The 15368-nt window shown below is 70.9% G+C and carries 17 protein-coding genes; 7 read left to right on the top strand and 10 right to left on the bottom strand.

Annotation, left to right across the window (positions count from 1 at the left end; translation table 11 throughout):
* The first annotated feature begins 157 nt into the window (after positions 1 to 157).
* Positions 158 to 820, top strand: a complete 663-nt coding sequence (locus ACFY5A_RS04560; protein WP_387232054.1) for a response regulator — start codon at positions 158 to 160, stop codon at positions 818 to 820.
* 11 nt (positions 821 to 831) lie between these two features.
* Here the strand turns inward: ACFY5A_RS04560 and ACFY5A_RS04565 are convergent, their stop codons facing one another.
* The 3 genes from ACFY5A_RS04565 to ACFY5A_RS04575 are packed head-to-tail and all read right to left on the bottom strand — an operon-like array spanning position 832 to position 3327.
* Positions 832 to 2271 (bottom strand): MFS transporter, encoded by a 1440-nt coding sequence (locus ACFY5A_RS04565; protein ID WP_387232056.1) that lies wholly within the window; start codon positions 2269 to 2271, stop codon positions 832 to 834.
* 55 nt (positions 2272 to 2326) lie between these two features.
* Positions 2327 to 2680 (bottom strand): hypothetical protein, encoded by a 354-nt coding sequence (locus ACFY5A_RS04570; RefSeq protein WP_105677477.1) that lies wholly within the window; start codon positions 2678 to 2680, stop codon positions 2327 to 2329.
* Complete coding sequence (locus ACFY5A_RS04575; RefSeq protein WP_387232058.1) at positions 2677 to 3327, bottom strand: acyl-CoA synthetase; 651 nt, start codon at positions 3325 to 3327, stop codon at positions 2677 to 2679. Before ACFY5A_RS04575 ends, ACFY5A_RS04570 begins: the two co-directional genes overlap by 4 nt.
* 297 nt (positions 3328 to 3624) lie before the next feature.
* Here ACFY5A_RS04575 and ACFY5A_RS04580 point away from each other — a divergent pair, with 297 nt between their 5' ends.
* Complete coding sequence (locus tag ACFY5A_RS04580) at positions 3625 to 4548, top strand: hypothetical protein (RefSeq protein ID WP_341940915.1); 924 nt, start codon at positions 3625 to 3627, stop codon at positions 4546 to 4548.
* Here the strand turns inward: ACFY5A_RS04580 and ACFY5A_RS04585 are convergent.
* Positions 4536 to 5372, bottom strand: a complete 837-nt coding sequence (locus tag ACFY5A_RS04585; RefSeq protein ID WP_387232060.1) for a sulfurtransferase — start codon at positions 5370 to 5372, stop codon at positions 4536 to 4538. The two genes, ACFY5A_RS04580 and ACFY5A_RS04585, sit on opposite strands and share 13 nt — an antisense overlap.
* A 266-nt stretch (positions 5373 to 5638) precedes the next feature.
* Here ACFY5A_RS04585 and ACFY5A_RS04590 point away from each other — a divergent pair, with 266 nt between their 5' ends.
* Positions 5639 to 6526, top strand: a complete 888-nt coding sequence (locus tag ACFY5A_RS04590; protein WP_341940913.1) for a DMT family transporter — start codon at positions 5639 to 5641, stop codon at positions 6524 to 6526.
* Between the two features lie 90 nt (positions 6527 to 6616).
* Here ACFY5A_RS04590 and ACFY5A_RS04595 read toward each other — a convergent pair whose 3' ends face one another.
* Positions 6617 to 6907: a hypothetical protein gene (locus tag ACFY5A_RS04595; RefSeq protein WP_341940912.1), complete on the bottom strand. Its 291-nt coding sequence runs from the start codon at positions 6905 to 6907 to the stop codon at positions 6617 to 6619.
* 102 nt (positions 6908 to 7009) lie between these two features.
* Here ACFY5A_RS04595 and ribA point away from each other — a divergent pair, with 102 nt between their 5' ends.
* From ribA to ACFY5A_RS04610, 3 genes are all read left to right on the top strand, one after another.
* Entirely contained in the window at positions 7010 to 7669 is a 660-nt protein-coding gene (ribA, locus tag ACFY5A_RS04600; RefSeq protein ID WP_105677470.1) for a GTP cyclohydrolase II, read from the top strand.
* Positions 7669 to 8127, top strand: a complete 459-nt coding sequence (locus ACFY5A_RS04605) for a MarR family winged helix-turn-helix transcriptional regulator (RefSeq protein ID WP_386949817.1) — start codon at positions 7669 to 7671, stop codon at positions 8125 to 8127. The genes ribA and ACFY5A_RS04605 overlap by 1 nt, the downstream gene beginning before the upstream one ends.
* A gap of 472 nt (positions 8128 to 8599) precedes the next feature.
* Positions 8600 to 9475, top strand: coding sequence for a helix-turn-helix transcriptional regulator (locus tag ACFY5A_RS04610; protein WP_105677533.1), 876 nt, complete (start codon positions 8600 to 8602; stop codon positions 9473 to 9475).
* A gap of 57 nt (positions 9476 to 9532) precedes the next feature.
* Here the strand turns inward: ACFY5A_RS04610 and ACFY5A_RS04615 are convergent, their stop codons facing one another.
* Complete coding sequence (locus tag ACFY5A_RS04615) at positions 9533 to 10309, bottom strand: thioesterase family protein (protein WP_387232063.1); 777 nt, start codon at positions 10307 to 10309, stop codon at positions 9533 to 9535.
* Positions 10310 to 10385: 76 nt separating this feature from the next.
* Here ACFY5A_RS04615 and ACFY5A_RS04620 point away from each other — a divergent pair, with 76 nt between their 5' ends.
* The gene (locus ACFY5A_RS04620) at positions 10386 to 10724 is read left to right on the top strand and encodes a helix-turn-helix domain-containing protein (RefSeq protein WP_387232065.1); all 339 of its coding nucleotides are present in this window, start codon (positions 10386 to 10388) and stop codon (positions 10722 to 10724) included.
* Positions 10725 to 10998: 274 nt separating this feature from the next.
* Here ACFY5A_RS04620 and ACFY5A_RS04625 read toward each other — a convergent pair whose 3' ends face one another.
* From ACFY5A_RS04625 to ACFY5A_RS04640, 4 genes are all read right to left on the bottom strand, one after another.
* Entirely contained in the window at positions 10999 to 11589 is a 591-nt protein-coding gene (locus ACFY5A_RS04625; protein WP_341940909.1) for an ATP-dependent Clp protease proteolytic subunit, read from the bottom strand.
* Complete coding sequence (locus ACFY5A_RS04630; protein ID WP_387232068.1) at positions 11586 to 12200, bottom strand: ClpP family protease; 615 nt, start codon at positions 12198 to 12200, stop codon at positions 11586 to 11588. Before ACFY5A_RS04630 ends, ACFY5A_RS04625 begins: the two co-directional genes overlap by 4 nt.
* A gap of 143 nt (positions 12201 to 12343) precedes the next feature.
* Positions 12344 to 13750: a hypothetical protein gene (locus ACFY5A_RS04635; protein WP_387232070.1), complete on the bottom strand. Its 1407-nt coding sequence runs from the start codon at positions 13748 to 13750 to the stop codon at positions 12344 to 12346.
* Between the two features lie 336 nt (positions 13751 to 14086).
* Positions 14087 to 15292, bottom strand: coding sequence for a PLP-dependent aspartate aminotransferase family protein (locus ACFY5A_RS04640; RefSeq protein ID WP_341940906.1), 1206 nt, complete (start codon positions 15290 to 15292; stop codon positions 14087 to 14089).
* Positions 15293 to 15368 lie beyond the last annotated feature (76 nt).

The raw sequence follows: 15368 nt of genomic DNA on the forward strand, positions 1-15368 counted from the left end.
GAGCGTTTCCCACATAGGCGCGCCTCCCCTCATCGGCCTCGATTATTCCCGGGGAGGGACGCCGTCGCCTCCGCCGAAAGGAGAGGTATCACGAAACTTTCGTAGGAGAACGATCGATCGCACGAGGTCTGACCGGGCCGGGGCGTACCGTGGAGGAGTGGAACCGATTCGCACTGTCGTGGTTGATGATGAGCTCCTCATCCGCCGCGCGCTCACCGTGTTCCTCGAAGAGGTCGACGGGATCTCCGTGGTCGGCACCGCGACGAACGGTCTCGAGGCCATCGAGCACTGCGCAGAGCTCTCCCCTGACGTCGTGGTGATGGACGTGCGGATGCCTGTCATGGACGGCGTGACCGCGACGCAGCGCCTCAGCGCAGAGCAACCGCAGATCAAGGTTCTCGCCGTCACCACGTTCGGCACCCTGGGCAGCGTGCTCCCCATGCTGCAGTCCGGAGCGGTCGGATACCTCCTCAAGGACTCGGAGCCCGCCGTCATCGTCTCCGCCGTTCGCGACGCCCACCGCGGCCTGCGCGTCATGTCGGACGAGGTTACTCGAACTCTCGTCGATGCACTCGCCTCGTCTCGCCCTCCCCAGAACCCGGCCTCGCTCCGAGACGACGAACAGCTCACTCCGCGCGAAGCGGCGATCGTGAGACTGCTCGCGAAAGGGATGTCGAACTCCGAGATCGCGCGGGCTGAGACCGTCACCGAGGCGACGATCAAGTCCCACTTGAGTAACGTGATGTCCAAATGGGACGTCCGCGATCGGGTCCAGGTACTGATCCGTGCTGTGCAGACCGGGGTCGTGCGGCTCGACTGAACGCTCCGGTGTCAGGATCGCGCCGGCGCCTCGCCGGAGTGCTCCTCCACGGAGTCTCGGGGCATGAAGAACGCGGCGGCCAGGGTCAGCGCGGCCACGACCGCGGCGCCGACGAACACCCAGACGGATGCCGAGATGATCGTCGCGGGGTCGTCGGGGCCGGCTCCCTGTGCGATCACGGAGTTGGAGATCGCACCGAACACGGCGACGCCCAGTGCGCTTCCCGCCGAGCGGGCGAAGGCGTTCATGCCCGTGACGGCGCCCCTCTCGCCCCAGCCGACCGACGCCTGGGCGGCGATCAGCGTCGGCGCCGCGCTCCAGCCGAGACCGAAGCCCAGCACGAAGGCGATCGCGGCCACGGAGAACGGGTTGGGCCACGGCGACACGACGGCGAGCGCGATCGCGGCGACGGTCGTGATGCTCATGCCGGTGAGCGTCGTGCGGCGGAATCCGATCCGCAGATAGAGGCGCCCCGCGTTGGCCGCCGAGATCGGCCAGCCGAGCGTGAGCGCGGCGACCGCGAGCCCCGACAACAGCGGAGCGATGCCGATCGATCCTTCGAGGTAGGCCGGAGCGAAGCTGGTGACGCCGGTCATGAGCGCGCCGATGCCCAGCGAGACGATCGTGGTCGTGAGGATGAGCGGGCGTGCGGCGAGCCGCAGGTCGACGATCGGCTCCGCGGCCCGGCGCTCGACCAGGGCGAAAGCGACGAGGGCCAGCGCGCCGATGCCGAAGCACAGCGCGCTCTGCGGGGACAGCCACGCCCACGCGTTGCCGCCCTCCAGCATCCCGAGGATGAGACCGGTGAGCCCGACCGTCAGCAGCACGGCCCCCGCGTAGTCGATGCGGTGGCGCTGGGTCTGCTTCTTCTCCTCGTAGTTGCGCAGCAGCATCCACCCCGCGATCAGGCACAGCGGGATGTTCACCCAGAAGATCCACCGCCAGGCGTCCAGCTGCGCGAAGATGCCTCCGAGGGCGGGGCCGACCACCGAGGAGATCGCCCACACGGACGCGATGTACCCCTGCACCTTGGCGCGCTCGGCGACCGTGTAGATGTCGCCGACGATCGTCATCGACATCGGGGCGACCGCGCCGGCGCCGAGTCCCTGGATGATGCGGAACAGGATCAGCGCGGGCATGCTCCACGCGAAGCCGCAGAGGATCGAGCCGAGGAGGAAGAGCCCGATGCCGAGCAGGATGATCGGCTTGCGTCCGACGGTGTCGGCGAAGCGCGAGTAGATGGGCACGCTGACGGCCTGGGCGAGCAGGTACACCGAGAACAACCAGGGGAACTGCTGGTAGCTGCCGAGATCCCGCACGATGCTGGGCACCGCGGTGGCGAGGATCGTCGCGTCGATCGCGATGAGACCGGTCGAGAGCATGAGCGCCGCGAGGACCGGTCCGCGTTCCGATCGGAGTCCGATGGAGGCGCGGTCGATCGAGGCAGTCACCACAGGGACAAGTCCCCGCGGTGCAGGACTATTCCGAGTCGGCGGAGGATGCCGGTCAGGAGGAGGCGGTGCCCTTCGGTGACTCGGACTCGGCGTCGCCTTCGGTCTCGGGGTCGTACAGCACGGGCCGATCGACCGTCTTCGTGACGTCGGCGGGGTCGACCGCGAGGATCAGCATGGCCAGAGCGAGCAGCGTCACGATGAACGCGCCCCCGCCGACGACCAGGCCCAGCGCGATCGGGGTGAGCCCCTGATAGGTGCCGTTGGCGATCGCGGTGTTGACGCGCGACGTGAAGGCGCCGGTGGAGATCAGCGTGACCAGCGCGGCGAACACACCGCACCCGAGCGCGATGCCGAGCAGGTGGAGGGGGCGCAGGATGTCCCGTCTGGTGGGCTTCTCGTCGCTCATCGCTCTCCTCCGCGCGCGGCCTCGGCCGCGCTCAGTCCGTCATCGGATGCCGTGGCGACGGCATCCGCTCGCTTCGGGGTGAGACCCGCGATGCCGAGGAACACCGCCACGATCGCGGCGTACCCGCCGAACATGCCGACGCCGAGGATGATGCCGGTGAGCACGAACTCCCCCGCGTCCTTGATCGCGTAGGGCTGCGTGAACCCGGCGGGGATCGCCAGCAGCAGGATGCCGAGCAGGATGCCGAACGCGCCCACGGTGATCGCGTCGCGTGCGGTCGGCTCTCCGGCACGCCGTGCTCGCAGACCCGCGATGAGCTCGACCACCCCGGTGGTGACACCCCAGGCGACGACGATGACGAAGAACAGGTCGTCGGTGCGCCAGGCGGGCACGCCGCCCGCCATGCCGAACAGGAACCCGAGGGCCGCGAGCAGCACGTACGGCCAGCGTGATCCCGCAGGGAAGACGAGCCAGGCCGAGAGGGCCAGCACGAGAGCGGTGGTCAGGGCGAAGCCGCTGAAGACCGCGAGTCCCACCGCCGCCGAGTGGTCGGGCGAGAAAGTGATCATCAGCGCAGCGGCCGCGGCGAACAGCGCGCGCACCAACTGGACGTGGCGCACGGTGAACGTGCGAGCAGGGGCAGACATGACGAGCAGGGTCCTCCGAGGTGTCTCACCCAGTCTACGCGCGGGCGCGGAGAGCTGTGGCCGCGCCCGGAGACGTTCGTGGGGCCGGGTGGATCTCCCCAGATCGATCACCAGGCCCCACGACATACGCAGCGAGGGGGGCATCACTGCGCCAGGCTGGTCGTGCAAGGTCGGGCACCCTGCTTGCGGCGACACAGCCAAGTGACCCACTCCGGCACCTCCGTCCCCTGAGGTGCACGTGCGCGGTCGTAAGCTCACTCTAGGACGAAGATCTTCACATACCGGAGGGGGCCTGTGATGAGTTCGAAGAAAGTTCTCCGCACGTCCGGGACGGACGCTGTCGCCGCCGCTCTCCGCGACGGCATCAACGCCAGAGGCGTGACCCTCGCGTGGCTGCACGAGCAGCTCCGCGTCCGCGGCAACAGGGTGTCGATGGCGACGCTGAGCTACTGGCGGTCCGGGGCTCGACGCCCCGAGGGTGTGCAGTCGATGGCGGCGCTGCACGACATCGAGGAGCTGCTGCACCTCCCCGATGGGGCGCTGACCGCTCTGCTCGGCCGCACCAACCGCACGGGTCCTCTGGGGCCGAACCAGTTCCCCCTCGACGAGAAGGAGCTCGAACAGGCGGTGAAGGACACCTTCGAGGCCCTGGGAACCCCCTACCCCGACACGAGCCGCGAGCTCACGACGCACTCGGTCACCGACGTCGACGCCGACGGGAACGTCTTCCGCTGCATCACCCGCAGCGTGGTGCAGTCGACCGTCGGCACGGTGTCGGCCATCCCCTTCCTCGAACTGAGCCCCGGGATCAGCACTCCGGCGCCGCTGCTCGACGCGGTCTCCGGCGGCAGCATCTCGGCGCGGTACTCGCACCCGACCGGCGAGGTCCACGGCGCGCTGTTCGAGCTGGAGAGCCCTCTCACCGCCCCCGGCACCGCGGTCATCGAGTGGTCCATCGCCTACCCGGACGACTATCCGCCCACGCGCGAGACGGGTCATGCGGTCGCCCGGCAGTGCCGTGAACTGATGGTCTGGACGCGATTCCACCCCGACGCGCTGCCGGACTGGATCGAGGAGAAGATCGAGACGCCGACCGGCATCCACCTCGCCCCGCTGTCGCTCGAGGGCCGGTCGTCGATCCATCAGGTGCGCAGGGCGTTCGGCCCCGGCACGGTGGAGCTGCGCTGGGGCTTCGGGGAGCGGACGGATCAGCCCGGCTGATCGCCGGTCGCCACGGGGCGGCCGGGGGTGTTCGACCACTGGCTCCACGAACCGGGGAACACCTTCGCCGGGATGCCGACCTCGTCGAGGATCAGCGCGGTGTGCGCGGCCGTGACGCCCGAACCGCAGTACGCGGCGACGGCCGTGCCGGGGGTGACGCCGACCGACGCGAAGGTCGCCCGCACGGTGTCGTGATCGAGGATCCGCCCCTCGGCGTCGAAGTGCAGCACGGTGGGCAGGTTGCGGGCGCCGGGCACGTGGCCGGCCACCGGGTCGAGCGGCTCGGTCTCGCCGCGGTAGCGCTCGGGCGCGCGCACGTCGAGCAGGACTCCGGATGCCGGGAACGCCGCGGCCTCGTCGATGGAGATCGCGTCCGCCCCGATCTCGGCGAGCACGACGTCTCCGGCCTCCGGCGCGACGTCGTCGGTCGTCGTGTCGAGACCGGCCGCCTTCCAGGAGCGGATGCCGCCCTCGAGCACCTTCACGTCGACCCCGCCCTGCCGCAGCAGCCACCACGCGCGCGCCGCCGCGATGCCCTTGGCGTCGTCGTACACGACCACCGTGTCGCCAGGGCGCACGCCCCAGCGGCGGGCCGCCGCCTGCAGCGTCGCGGTGGACGGGAGCGGATGCCGGCCCTCTGACGGCTCCCCGTGCGTCGCGAGCTCCTGATCGAGCGGCACGTACACCGCACCGGGGACGTGCCCCTCCAGGTACTCGCCGCGTCCGTCCGGACGGTCGAGCCGCCAGCGCACGTCGATCACGCGCACGGGCGCGCCCGTGGTCAGCAGGTCGTGGAGTTCGGCGGCGGTCACGAAGTTGCTCATGGGGCGAGGCTACCCGCCGGCGACCCGCGGCTCGCCGATCCGGTCGCATTCCGTCATGGGCCGCGGCGGCGTCCGACCGCGGACGGGCCATCCTGTCGGCGCGGTCGGCGGGTGTGTCGGCAGCATCCGGAGAATCCCGCCGGCACACCGGCCTCCCCGCCGACGATTCGCCCGCCGTCCGAACGCTGTGAACGCGAAAAGGGGATGCCGGTGACGGACGCCGCGTCGGCGATAGGCTCGGGGAGGCAGATCGAGAAAGGCACCGAATGCCCGCTCGTCTCCGCTGGATGCGTCTCCGCCCTCAGGAGGTCGCGCTCGTCGCGATCACCGCGGTCTGGGGCAGCACGTTCCTGCTCGTGCACTGGGCCATGGAGCACTCGGGGCCGTGGTTCTTCGTCGGCATCCGGTTCCTCGTGGCCGGTCTCATCAGCGTGGTGATCTTCCGGAGGTCGCTGCGCGGCATCCGCTGGCGCGACATCGGCGCGGGCGCCGCGATCGGCGTGATGATCCACCTCGGCTACGGCCTGCAGACCGTGGGACTGCAGACCATCGACTCCAGCACCTCGGCATTCATCACGGCGATGTACGTGCCCCTGGTGCCGTTCGCGCAGTGGGCGGTGTTCCGCAGGCGTCCGCCCGTGATGGCGTTCGTCGGGGCGGGGCTCGCGTTCGTCGGACTGCTCCTGATCGCGGGGCCGGACGCCCTCACGTTCACGCTCGGCCCCGGCGAGTTCGCCACGATGATCAGCACGCTGCCGATCGCGGCGGAGATCATCCTCATCAGCTTCTTCGCGACCCGCGTCGACCTCGGCAGGGTCACGATCGTGCAGCTGCTCACGGCCGGGGTGCTCGGCATCCTCACCATGCCGATCGTCGGCGAGGGCGTTCCCGCGTTCTCGTGGGTGTGGGTGGGGGCGGCCATCGGTCTGGGAGCCGCGAGCTGCCTGATCCAGCTCACCATGAACTGGGCGCAGAAGTCGGTGTCGCCGACCCGCGCCACGATCATCTACGCCGGGGAGCCGGTCTGGGCGGCCGTCGTCGGACGCATCGCCGGCGAGCGTCTGCCCGTCACCGCGCTGATCGGCGGCGGGCTCGTCGTGCTGGGCATCCTCGCCAGCGAGCTCAAGCTCATCCGCCCCCGCAGACAGCCCTGACCCTTCTGTCCCCCGCGGTCGCCGTCGACGTCACGCGGACTCGGCGAGTGCACGGGTTGTCGACGCGAGGATGCCGTGCACTCGTCGACGTCACGTGAGGTCGTCGCCGGGGAGCGGGCTCTCCGGGGGCGTCGAGTCGTTCGCGCGGAACGGACGCACCACGAGAAGCGCGACGACCACGGCCGTAGCGCTCAGTGCCAGCCACATCCACGGCGTGGTCTCGAGCCCGATGAGCGAGGTCTGCCACTCGCGGCAGTACGAGTTCGCGGAGTCCTGAGCGTCCACGCACATGCCAGCCCCGAACACGGGGGCGAACAGCACGGTGGTCAGGAGAAGACAGCCGAGGACGATCCACAGCGCCCTCTTCGCCCCCTTCGTCATCCTCCCTTTCTACGCCACACGCTGAGAACGCCGCGACTCCGCAACCCGATCGTGACCGGGAGATGCCGGGAATAGAGACGGGGCGTCCGCGTTGCACCAGACATGATTGAAACTTCAACCGTCGTTCCGATCGCCACAGAGCGGACCCGTGTGCGCGTGCCGATGCGCTTCGCCGACGGTTTCTCCACCACCGCAGACGTTGTCACCTTCGACGGTCTCGTCGACGGACGCGAGCACCTGCTGCTGGGACTCGGCGACTGGCGCGGAGCGATGGAGCGCGCGGCCGAGGGCGGCGACGCACCCCTCGTGCGCCCGCACAGCGAGTGCCTCACGGGCGACGTATTCGGCTCGGAGCGCTGCGACTGCGGTCCGCAGCTGCGCGAAGCGGTCGAGCGGATCTCCGACGAGGGCGGCTTCCTGCTCTACCTGCGCCAGGAGGGTCGCGGCATCGGCCTCTACGCCAAGCTCGACGCCTACGCGCTGCAGGACGCGGGACTCGACACCTACGAGGCGAACGTGGCCCTCGGTCACGGTGAGGACGAGCGCGACTACACCGTCGCCGCGCAGATGCTGCGCGCCGTGGGCGTCGACGGCATCCGCCTGCTCAGCAACAACCCCGACAAGGCGGTGCAGCTCGAAGAGCTCGGCATCCGCGTCGCCGAGCGCATCCCGACCGGCGTCCACCTGTCGGAGGCGAACACGCGGTACCTGCAGGCGAAGCGCGACCACACCTCGCACACGCTCGACCTGTCGGCCGCCTGATGAGCGAGCGGCGGCTCGACGACGCCGAGATGGCGACCTGGCTGCCGACCATCCGCTTCGTGCAGCTGCTGCCGCAGGTGCTCGACCGGGCGTTGAAGGCCGAGACCGGACTCAACCACGCGCACTACGCGATCCTCATCACCCTCGCCGGTCAGGCCGACAGGGCGATCCCGATGACCGAGCTGGCGCACATCGCCGGACTCAGCCGCTCACGCCTCAGTCACGCCATCGACTCGCTCGAGGAGCGGGGGTGGGTGACCCGCACGAGCTGCAGCAGCGACAAGCGCACCCTCACGGCAGCACTCACGGATGCCGGACGCGAACTGCTGCGCTCGGCGGCCCCGGTGCACGTGGCGCAGATCCGCGAGCTGGTGCTCGATCCGCTGACCGCGCAGGAGCGCGACCAGCTGGGCGGCATCCTCTCGAAGCTCCTGCCCGGGATCACCGCCGCCCTGTAGCGCGCGAGCCTCGGGGTCGTGCTTCGGGGGTCGTGCTTCGGGGGGGTGCGGTGCGGGGGGTGCGGTGCAGGGTCGTGCGGTGCGGGGTCGTGCTGGGGGGGGTGCGGGTGCGCTGCGGCTTGACGCGTGCGGCCTCGCACGCCCGCACGTTCGGGAGGAGAAAACACGCTCGGGAGGACGGATGCCGGGAGAACCTCAGCCCGAACGTGCGAACTCAGCCCGAGCGTGCGAACTCAGCCCGAGCGTGCGGCGCGGCGTGCACGCCTCACGCCCAGCCCGAACGTGCGGCCCGCGTGCACGCCCTCAGGCCCCGAACGAGAGAGCACGCTCGGGAGGAGAGAACACGCTCGGGAGGACGGATGCCGGGAGAACCTCAGCCCGAACGTGCGAACCCAGCCCGAACGCGCGGCCCGCCGTGCGAGGTACCGTCAGTACCTGTCTCGTGGAGCCGACAGGGCGTACGGTCGAAGGCATGGACACCCGCAGCGAGGTGCGCGAGTTCCTCTCGTCGAGGCGCGCCCGCATCACCCCTGACCAGGCCGGACTCCCCGTGTATGGGGGCAACCGGCGTGTGCCGGGGCTCCGGCGCGAGGAGGTGTCGCTGCTGGCGGGCGTCAGCGTCGACTACTACACCCGCCTCGAGCGCGGAGACCTGTCCGGGGCGTCCGAGAGCGTGCTCGACGCCCTCGCCCGCGCGCTCCAGCTCGACGAGGCCGAAACCGCGCACCTGTTCGACCTCGCTCGCTCCGCCAACGCCGGCCCCGTTCCGCGCTCGCCCCGCACCAAGCCTGGACAGCTGCGGCCCAGCATCCTGCGTCTGCTCGACGCGATGACCGAGGCGCCGGCGATCGTGCGCGACAATCATTTCGACTACCGCGCGGCGAACGCGCTCGGCCGGGCGCTGTACGCCCCCGTGTTCGCGGAGCCGCGGCCCAACAGCGCGCGCTTCGCGTTCCTCAACCCTGCCGCCCAGGAGTTCTACCCCGAGTGGGAGCGCAACACGCAGGAGCTCGTCGCCGCGATGCGCGGCGAGGCCGGCCGCAACCCCTTCGACAAGAAGCTCACCGATCTCGTCGGAGAGCTGTCGACGCGCAGCGACCGGTTCCGCACCCTGTGGGCGGCGCACGACGTGCGTTTCCATCGCACGGGCCGCAAGCGCATCAACCACCCGGTCGTCGGCGAGATGGAGCTCACCTACGAGGCGTTCGAGCTTCCCGCCGACCCCGGACTCCAACTGTCGGCGTACACCGCGGAGCCCGGCTCGGCGTCCGCCGAGAAGCTGGGGCTGCTGGCGAGCTGGGCGGCGACGGATGCCGCGGCATCCGTCCGCCTCACCACGGAGGCCTGACGCTCCGAAGCATCCCGCGCCGACGCACCGGTCGCCCGAGGATCGACCCCGGCGTGATCAGGCGCTCGGGCGGACCGTGAGGCTCTGCATCGACACCCCGAAGGGCCCGGATGCATCGTTGAGCACCGTGTGGGTCAGACCGATGCCCGCGGCTCCGAACGTGACGGTGGTGTCGAGGCCGATCCAGCCCTCGTCGGGCTCGCGGAACAGATGGGCGGTGAGGTCGACGTTCGGGAAGAACGCGGAGCCGATCGGCACACGAGGACTCACGCCGTTCGCGACGTCGACGACGCCCAGCGCCCGAGCGGTCGCGCTGATGCGCTCGCCGTCGAGCAGCGGATGATGGGGGCGCACCCACGCGGACGCCCTCCCCGGCTCGGCCTCGTCGTGACGGAAGTCGCCGGAGCGGATGAAGGCCCCCGGCCAGATGTCGCCAGGGGCCCAGTCGGCGTGCGCGTCGAGCGGCGGCATGATCGGGAGCGCACCTCCGGCGAGCGCCGCCGTGTCGGCCGTCTGCATGAGCCAGGCGCGCAGGATCACGGCAGGCCTGGACCCGTGACTGAGGGTGGCTTCGACGAGCTCGATCGTGCGGCCGGGCCTGACGACGGCGATCTCCACCTCCACCACGTCGATCGGCAGCACACCGAGGATGTCGTAGGAGAGGCGGGCGAGCACGAGTCCGTCGTCGCGCCGGGCATCGCGGTGCTGCTCCACGAGGTGGGCGAGCAGGCCGATCGTCGGTGCGATGTGCTGCTCTGCGGTGTTCCAGGCTCCCTGCACGGCATCCGTCGCCCGGAAGGCGCGGTCGGAGAGCCGCTCGAAGTACGCGGTCACCCTCAGATCGTACGCACGCGTTCTGCTCAGAGCAGAATCGATGGATGCCGCGCCACGGCCCGACGTACCGTGAGGCATGGCCGCACTCGTCCCCTTCCCCCGTGCACCGCGTCGCCCCTCCGAGCCCGAGCCGCTGTGGCGGCAGCTGCTGGGCGACCAGCTGCGCCGACGACGCCACGACCGCGACGAGACCCTCACGGAGACCGCAGAGAAGGCGGGCGTCTCACCCCAGTACCTCTCGGAGGTCGAGCGCGGACTCAAGGAGCCGTCGAGCGAGATGATCGCAGCGATCGCCGGCGCCCTCGACACGTCCCTGATCGAGCTCACCAGCGCCGTCGCCGACGAGCTGCGGTCGGAGCCGGCATCCGCATCCGCCCTCTCGGCCGTGCGGGGCGCGTTCGCCCTCGCCGCCTGAGGAGCGGCGCGAATCCGGCATCCCGTCGCCTCGCCCTCCACGGCCTCACGGCCCGACACTCTGTCGGCGCGGGTGCCGTTCTGTCGGCGCGAATCCGGCATCCGTCGCCTGTGTCTCCCCCACGGCCCGACGGCCCGACACTCTGTCAGCGCGGTGCGTGCAGGCGCGCCGACAGAGCGGGTTCGGGGCCGACAGAACGTCAGGCACCGCGGGAACCGCGACCGCGCATCCGACACGTTCCCTGTCGCACCGGCGCCCCGCACGGCGTCCGGGGTCAGCCCCGCTCCCCCAGCACGGTGTCGATGAGGCCGTAGTCCCTGGCAGCGGATGCCGCGAATACGCGGTCCCTGTCGGTGTCGGCCCGCAGCTCGGCGACCGTGCGGCCGCTGTGCCTGGCGAGGATCTCCTCCATGTCCGCGCGCACCCGCACCACCTCGTCGGCCGCGAGGATCAGGTCGGGGATCGCGCCGCGCGACTGCCCGGCGGGCTGATGCAGCACGATGCGGGCGTGGGCGAGGGCGGACCGCTGACCCGGTGCTCCCGATGCGACGAGCAGCGCCGCGGGGCCGATCGCCTGGCCGACGCACGTCGTCGCGATCACCGGACGGATGTGCCGCATGGTGTCGTAGATCGCGAGAGCGGCCCCTGGATCGCCGCCCTCACTGTTGATGTAGAACTGGATGCCGCTCTCGGGGCTGTCGGCGTCGAGGTGCAGCAGCTGCGCGATGAGTGCGTTGGCGACGCCGGCGTCGATGCCGGTGCCGAGGTAGATCACGCGTTCGGCGAGGAGGTGCGAATAGACGTCCATGACGCGCTCGCCCCGCGGATGCTGTGCGATCACGTTCGGGATCGTGTAGCTGCTCATGCGTCCGCCCCCAGCCCGACGCGGGCGCGTCTGCGGGGCATGATCTCGGCGAACGAGCCGACGATCTCGTCGATGAAGCCGTAGTCGCGCGCCTGCTCCGCCGTGTACCAACGGTCGTGGAGAGAGTCCTCGAAGATGCGCTCCAGGGGCTGACCGGTGTCGCCGGCGATGAGCCCGAGCACGGTGTCGCGCATGTGGCGGAGGTCGTCGGCCTGGGTCTCGATCTCGACCGCCGATCCGCCGATGCCCGCCGACCCCTGGTGCATGAGGATGCGCGCGTGCGGCAGGGCTCTGCGCTTGCCCTTCGTGCCCGCGGAGAGCAGGAACTGCCCGGCGCTGCAGGCGAGGCCGAGGGCGAGCGTCGAAACGTCGTTCGGCACGAGCCTCATGACGTCGCGGATCGCGAGCATCGAGGGAACCGAGCCTCCGGGCGAGTGGATCCACAGCGCGATGTCGGCCACGGGGTCCTCGGCCGAGAGGGCGAGGAGCTGCGTCATCAGCAGCGTGCCGTTGTCGTCGTCGAGGGCGCCGTCGAGCACGAGGATGCGATCGTGGAACAGCGCACGCCGCGCTTCGGGGCCGAACTGCGGGATGGGGGTGTCTTCGCTCATGCCCCCAGCATCCGCCGCCCCGCATCCGCGCTGACCGGTTTCTGCTGTGGGCGGTTCTGCCCTGAGCGGCGCCCGCACACCGACCGCCCCCTCGACGTCGTGTCGAGGGGGCGGTCTGCGGGGGTGGGGTGGGGAGTGGGGTTTCAGGCCGCGGCGAGCGCGCGGCGGTGGGAGATGCGGTGACCGACCCAGAATCCGAGGGCGATGAGGCCCACGAGTCCGATGCCGAGCATCCACGGAAGGGTCGACGGGGCCGCACCGGCGGTGGCGGATGCCAGGGTGCCGGAGCCGTCGGCGATCAGGACGGTGCCCTCGGCGAGATCGGTCGCGCCCGCTTCGATCTTGTCGCCGCCCGCCGCGAGCTCCCCGGTCTTCTCGGCCACGGTGGCCGCGCCCTCGGAGAGGTCGCCGACGCCGGAGCTGAGGTCGGATGCTCCGGACTGCAGCGTCGCCGCCCCCTCGGCGAGGGACACCGCGCCCTGGCTCAACGAGGTCGCGCCGGAGTCGAGCTTGATCGTTCCGGAGTGGAGCGTGGAGGCGCCGGACGAGAGTGCCTGGAGGCCACCCGAGAGCTTGGCGGCTCCCGCGGACAGCTGGGACGTGCCGTCCTTGAGCGCCTGCGCGCCGGCGACGAGCGCCGGGGCGCCCTTCTGCGCGTCCACGAGGCCGACGGTTCCCGGCCAGCCGAGGCTGGGTTCGCCGTTGACGAGCGCGTTCGCACCTCCTGCGAGCTTCTTCGAGGCCTCGACGGTGGCGAGCGTGCCCGCGGCGAGTGCCGGAGCCGCGTCCGCGGCGCCCGCGATGCCGTCGACCTGCTTGTCGAGGCCTGCCGCGAGCAGGGCGAGCTGGTCGATGTCCGAACCGGTGACCCCGTCGTTCGCGGCGAGCAGGGCGAGCTTGTCGGCGAGCATCTGCGAGTTCGCCGGCGCACCCGCGGCCGCACCCTTGATACCCGCGGCAGCCGTCGGGTCGGAGAGCGCCTGGAGCTTCGGGATCATCGCCGCGGGCACGGCCGCGTCGATCTTGGACGTGAATTCGGCGGCGCCGGCGAGAAGATCGCTGGCGATCTTGTGAGCACCGGACACGCCCGCGGAGAGCTTGGTGGCGCCGTCGAGCACGGACTGCGCCCCGGCATCCGCCCTCGTGGTCCCGGCCTGGAGGTCCTGGGCGCCGCTGAGGGCCGTCTGGGCCCCGGCGCTGAGCTTGCCCGCACCGGCCACGGCGTTCGACGCTCCTGCGGCGAGGGCTCCGGCGCCCTCGGAGAGCGTCGCCGCACCGGTGGCGGCCGACTGCGCTCCGGCGGCGAGCTTCTGCGCGCCGTCGTGTGCGGTGGTCGCTCCGGCGGCGAGGTCTTCGGTGCCTGCGGCGAGCTTGTCTGCGCCGGACGAGAGGTCTCCCGCCCCGTCGGCCAGCGCGGCGGAGCCGTCTTCGGCCGTCGTCGTTCCGCCGGCGAGCTCGGCCGCACCGGCGGCGATCTTGCCGGTCACGATGAAGAACAGGATCACCATCGCGGCCAGCAGAACGCTGAGCACGATCACGGCGATGCGCATTCCAAGTCCGTGGGCATGGGGTCTAGCACTCGTCATTGAGGACTCCTGGGGTCGGTGGCGTCGTTGCCACCGGCGAGTGTATGGGCGGCTTTCCCAGCCTCCGCACAGCTTTGCCGCTCGGGACCAAGTCTCAGGAGCACTGATACTCGGTTCCTTGTAGCGATCTCACAATTCCCGTTGACCCCGAGTCAACAGCCCCCGCCACCCTGCCCTTCGTGGCAACGCGCCGCGCGAGTGCACGGCATCCTCTCGAACGCACGAGATCTTCACGCGCAGATCCCGTGCACTCGTCGAGTGCACGGGATCTCGACGCCACCCTCGGGGTGAGGGCGAGGGTCAGCGGGCGGCGTGCAGCTCGGGGGCGTGCTGCGGGAGGGCGGCGAACGCGGTGGCGAGGTCGGCGATCAGGTCGTCGACGTTCTCCAGTCCGATGCTGAGGCGCAGCACGTCGGCGCCCGGCCGGGCCTCGGGCGGAACCGGGCGGTGCGTGAGGGCCGCCGGATGCTGGATGAGCGAGTCGACTCCTCCGAGCGAGACCGCATGCGTGAACAGCTCGGTCGCCGTGGTGATGGCGGATGCCGCGGCGAAGCCGCCCCGCATCCGCATCGCGATCATCGCGCCGGTGCCGCGCATCTGCCGTCCGAGGATGCCGCGCGGATCGCCGTCCAGGCCCGGGTAGAACACCTCGGCGACCTCGGGCCGATCGATCAGCCACTGCACGATGCGGCGGGCGCTCTCCTGCTGCGCGCGCATCCGCACCGGCAGGGTGGTGAGTCCGCGATGCAGCAGGTACGCGCCGAGCGGATGCAGCAGCCCTCCCGTGACGGCGCGCACGCGACGCAGCGCCTCGGCGGTCTCCTCGCTGCACGCGACGACGCCCGCGATCACGTCTCCATGACCGCCCAGATACTTCGTGGCGCTGTGCAGCGACATCGCCGCACCGAGGTCGATCGGGTTCTGCAGCACGGGGGTCGCGAACGTGTTGTCGACCACGACCGGAACCCCGCCCGCCTGACGCACGACGTCGGCGATGTCCGCGATGTCGAGCGTGGGGTTCGCGGGGGTCTCGACCACGACGAGCCCCGTGTCGGGCCGGATCGCGGCGGCGACCTCGTCGGGGTGGCAGTACGTGGTCTCGACGCCGAGCAGTCCGGAGCCCAGCAGGTGATCGGTTCCGCCGTACAGCGGGCGCACCGCGACGACGTGGCGCATGCCCGTCGCGGGGCCGTGCGCGAGGATCACCGCGGTCATGGCCGCCATGCCCGAGGCGAACGCGACCGCGGCCTCGGCGTGCTCGAGCTCGGCGAGCGCCTCCTCGAAGCGCGCGACCGTGGGGTTCCACAGGCGGGCGTAGACCATGCTGCCGTCGACGGGAGGGCGGCCGCCCGTGGCCATCGCCTCGTACGAGTCCCCTCCGCGCTCGATGTCGGGCAGCGGGTTCGTCGTGGAGAGGTCGATCGGCAGCGCGTGGACCCCGAGACCCTCGAGGTCGGAGCGGCCGCTGTGGACGGCGACGGTGTCGGGATGCAACGGTGCAGTCATGTCTCCACGTTGCCCGAATCCCAATCCGGGCGCAGGGATTCGACAGCATCCGCCAGTTCTTCCGCCGTATTCGCTA

The organism is Microbacterium sp. NPDC012755 (assembly GCF_042901325.1).
GTDB classification, from domain to species: Bacteria; Actinomycetota; Actinomycetes; order Actinomycetales; family Microbacteriaceae; genus Microbacterium; species Microbacterium natoriense.

What these genes read in the sequence shown, in the direction of transcription:
- ACFY5A_RS04570 (WP_105677477.1), bottom strand. Translation starts at nt 2,680, where the DNA reads ATGAGCGACGAGAAGCCCACCAGACGGGACATCCTGCGCCCCCTCCAC.
- ACFY5A_RS04575 (WP_387232058.1), bottom strand. Translation starts at nt 3,327, where the DNA reads ATGTCTGCCCCTGCTCGCACGTTCACCGTGCGCCACGTCCAGTTGGTG.
- ACFY5A_RS04580 (WP_341940915.1), top strand. Translation starts at nt 3,625, where the DNA reads ATGAGTTCGAAGAAAGTTCTCCGCACGTCCGGGACGGACGCTGTCGCC.
- ACFY5A_RS04585 (WP_387232060.1), bottom strand. Translation starts at nt 5,372, where the DNA reads ATGAGCAACTTCGTGACCGCCGCCGAACTCCACGACCTGCTGACCACG.
- ACFY5A_RS04590 (WP_341940913.1), top strand. Translation starts at nt 5,639, where the DNA reads ATGCCCGCTCGTCTCCGCTGGATGCGTCTCCGCCCTCAGGAGGTCGCG.
- ACFY5A_RS04595 (WP_341940912.1), bottom strand. Translation starts at nt 6,907, where the DNA reads ATGACGAAGGGGGCGAAGAGGGCGCTGTGGATCGTCCTCGGCTGTCTT.
- ribA (WP_105677470.1), top strand. Translation starts at nt 7,010, where the DNA reads ATGATTGAAACTTCAACCGTCGTTCCGATCGCCACAGAGCGGACCCGT.
- ACFY5A_RS04605 (WP_386949817.1), top strand. Translation starts at nt 7,669, where the DNA reads ATGAGCGAGCGGCGGCTCGACGACGCCGAGATGGCGACCTGGCTGCCG.
- ACFY5A_RS04610 (WP_105677533.1), top strand. Translation starts at nt 8,600, where the DNA reads ATGGACACCCGCAGCGAGGTGCGCGAGTTCCTCTCGTCGAGGCGCGCC.
- ACFY5A_RS04620 (WP_387232065.1), top strand. Translation starts at nt 10,386, where the DNA reads ATGGCCGCACTCGTCCCCTTCCCCCGTGCACCGCGTCGCCCCTCCGAG.
- ACFY5A_RS04625 (WP_341940909.1), bottom strand. Translation starts at nt 11,589, where the DNA reads ATGAGCAGCTACACGATCCCGAACGTGATCGCACAGCATCCGCGGGGC.
- ACFY5A_RS04630 (WP_387232068.1), bottom strand. Translation starts at nt 12,200, where the DNA reads ATGAGCGAAGACACCCCCATCCCGCAGTTCGGCCCCGAAGCGCGGCGT.
- ACFY5A_RS04635 (WP_387232070.1), bottom strand. Translation starts at nt 13,750, where the DNA reads ATGCGCATCGCCGTGATCGTGCTCAGCGTTCTGCTGGCCGCGATGGTG.
- ACFY5A_RS04640 (WP_341940906.1), bottom strand. Translation starts at nt 15,292, where the DNA reads ATGACTGCACCGTTGCATCCCGACACCGTCGCCGTCCACAGCGGCCGC.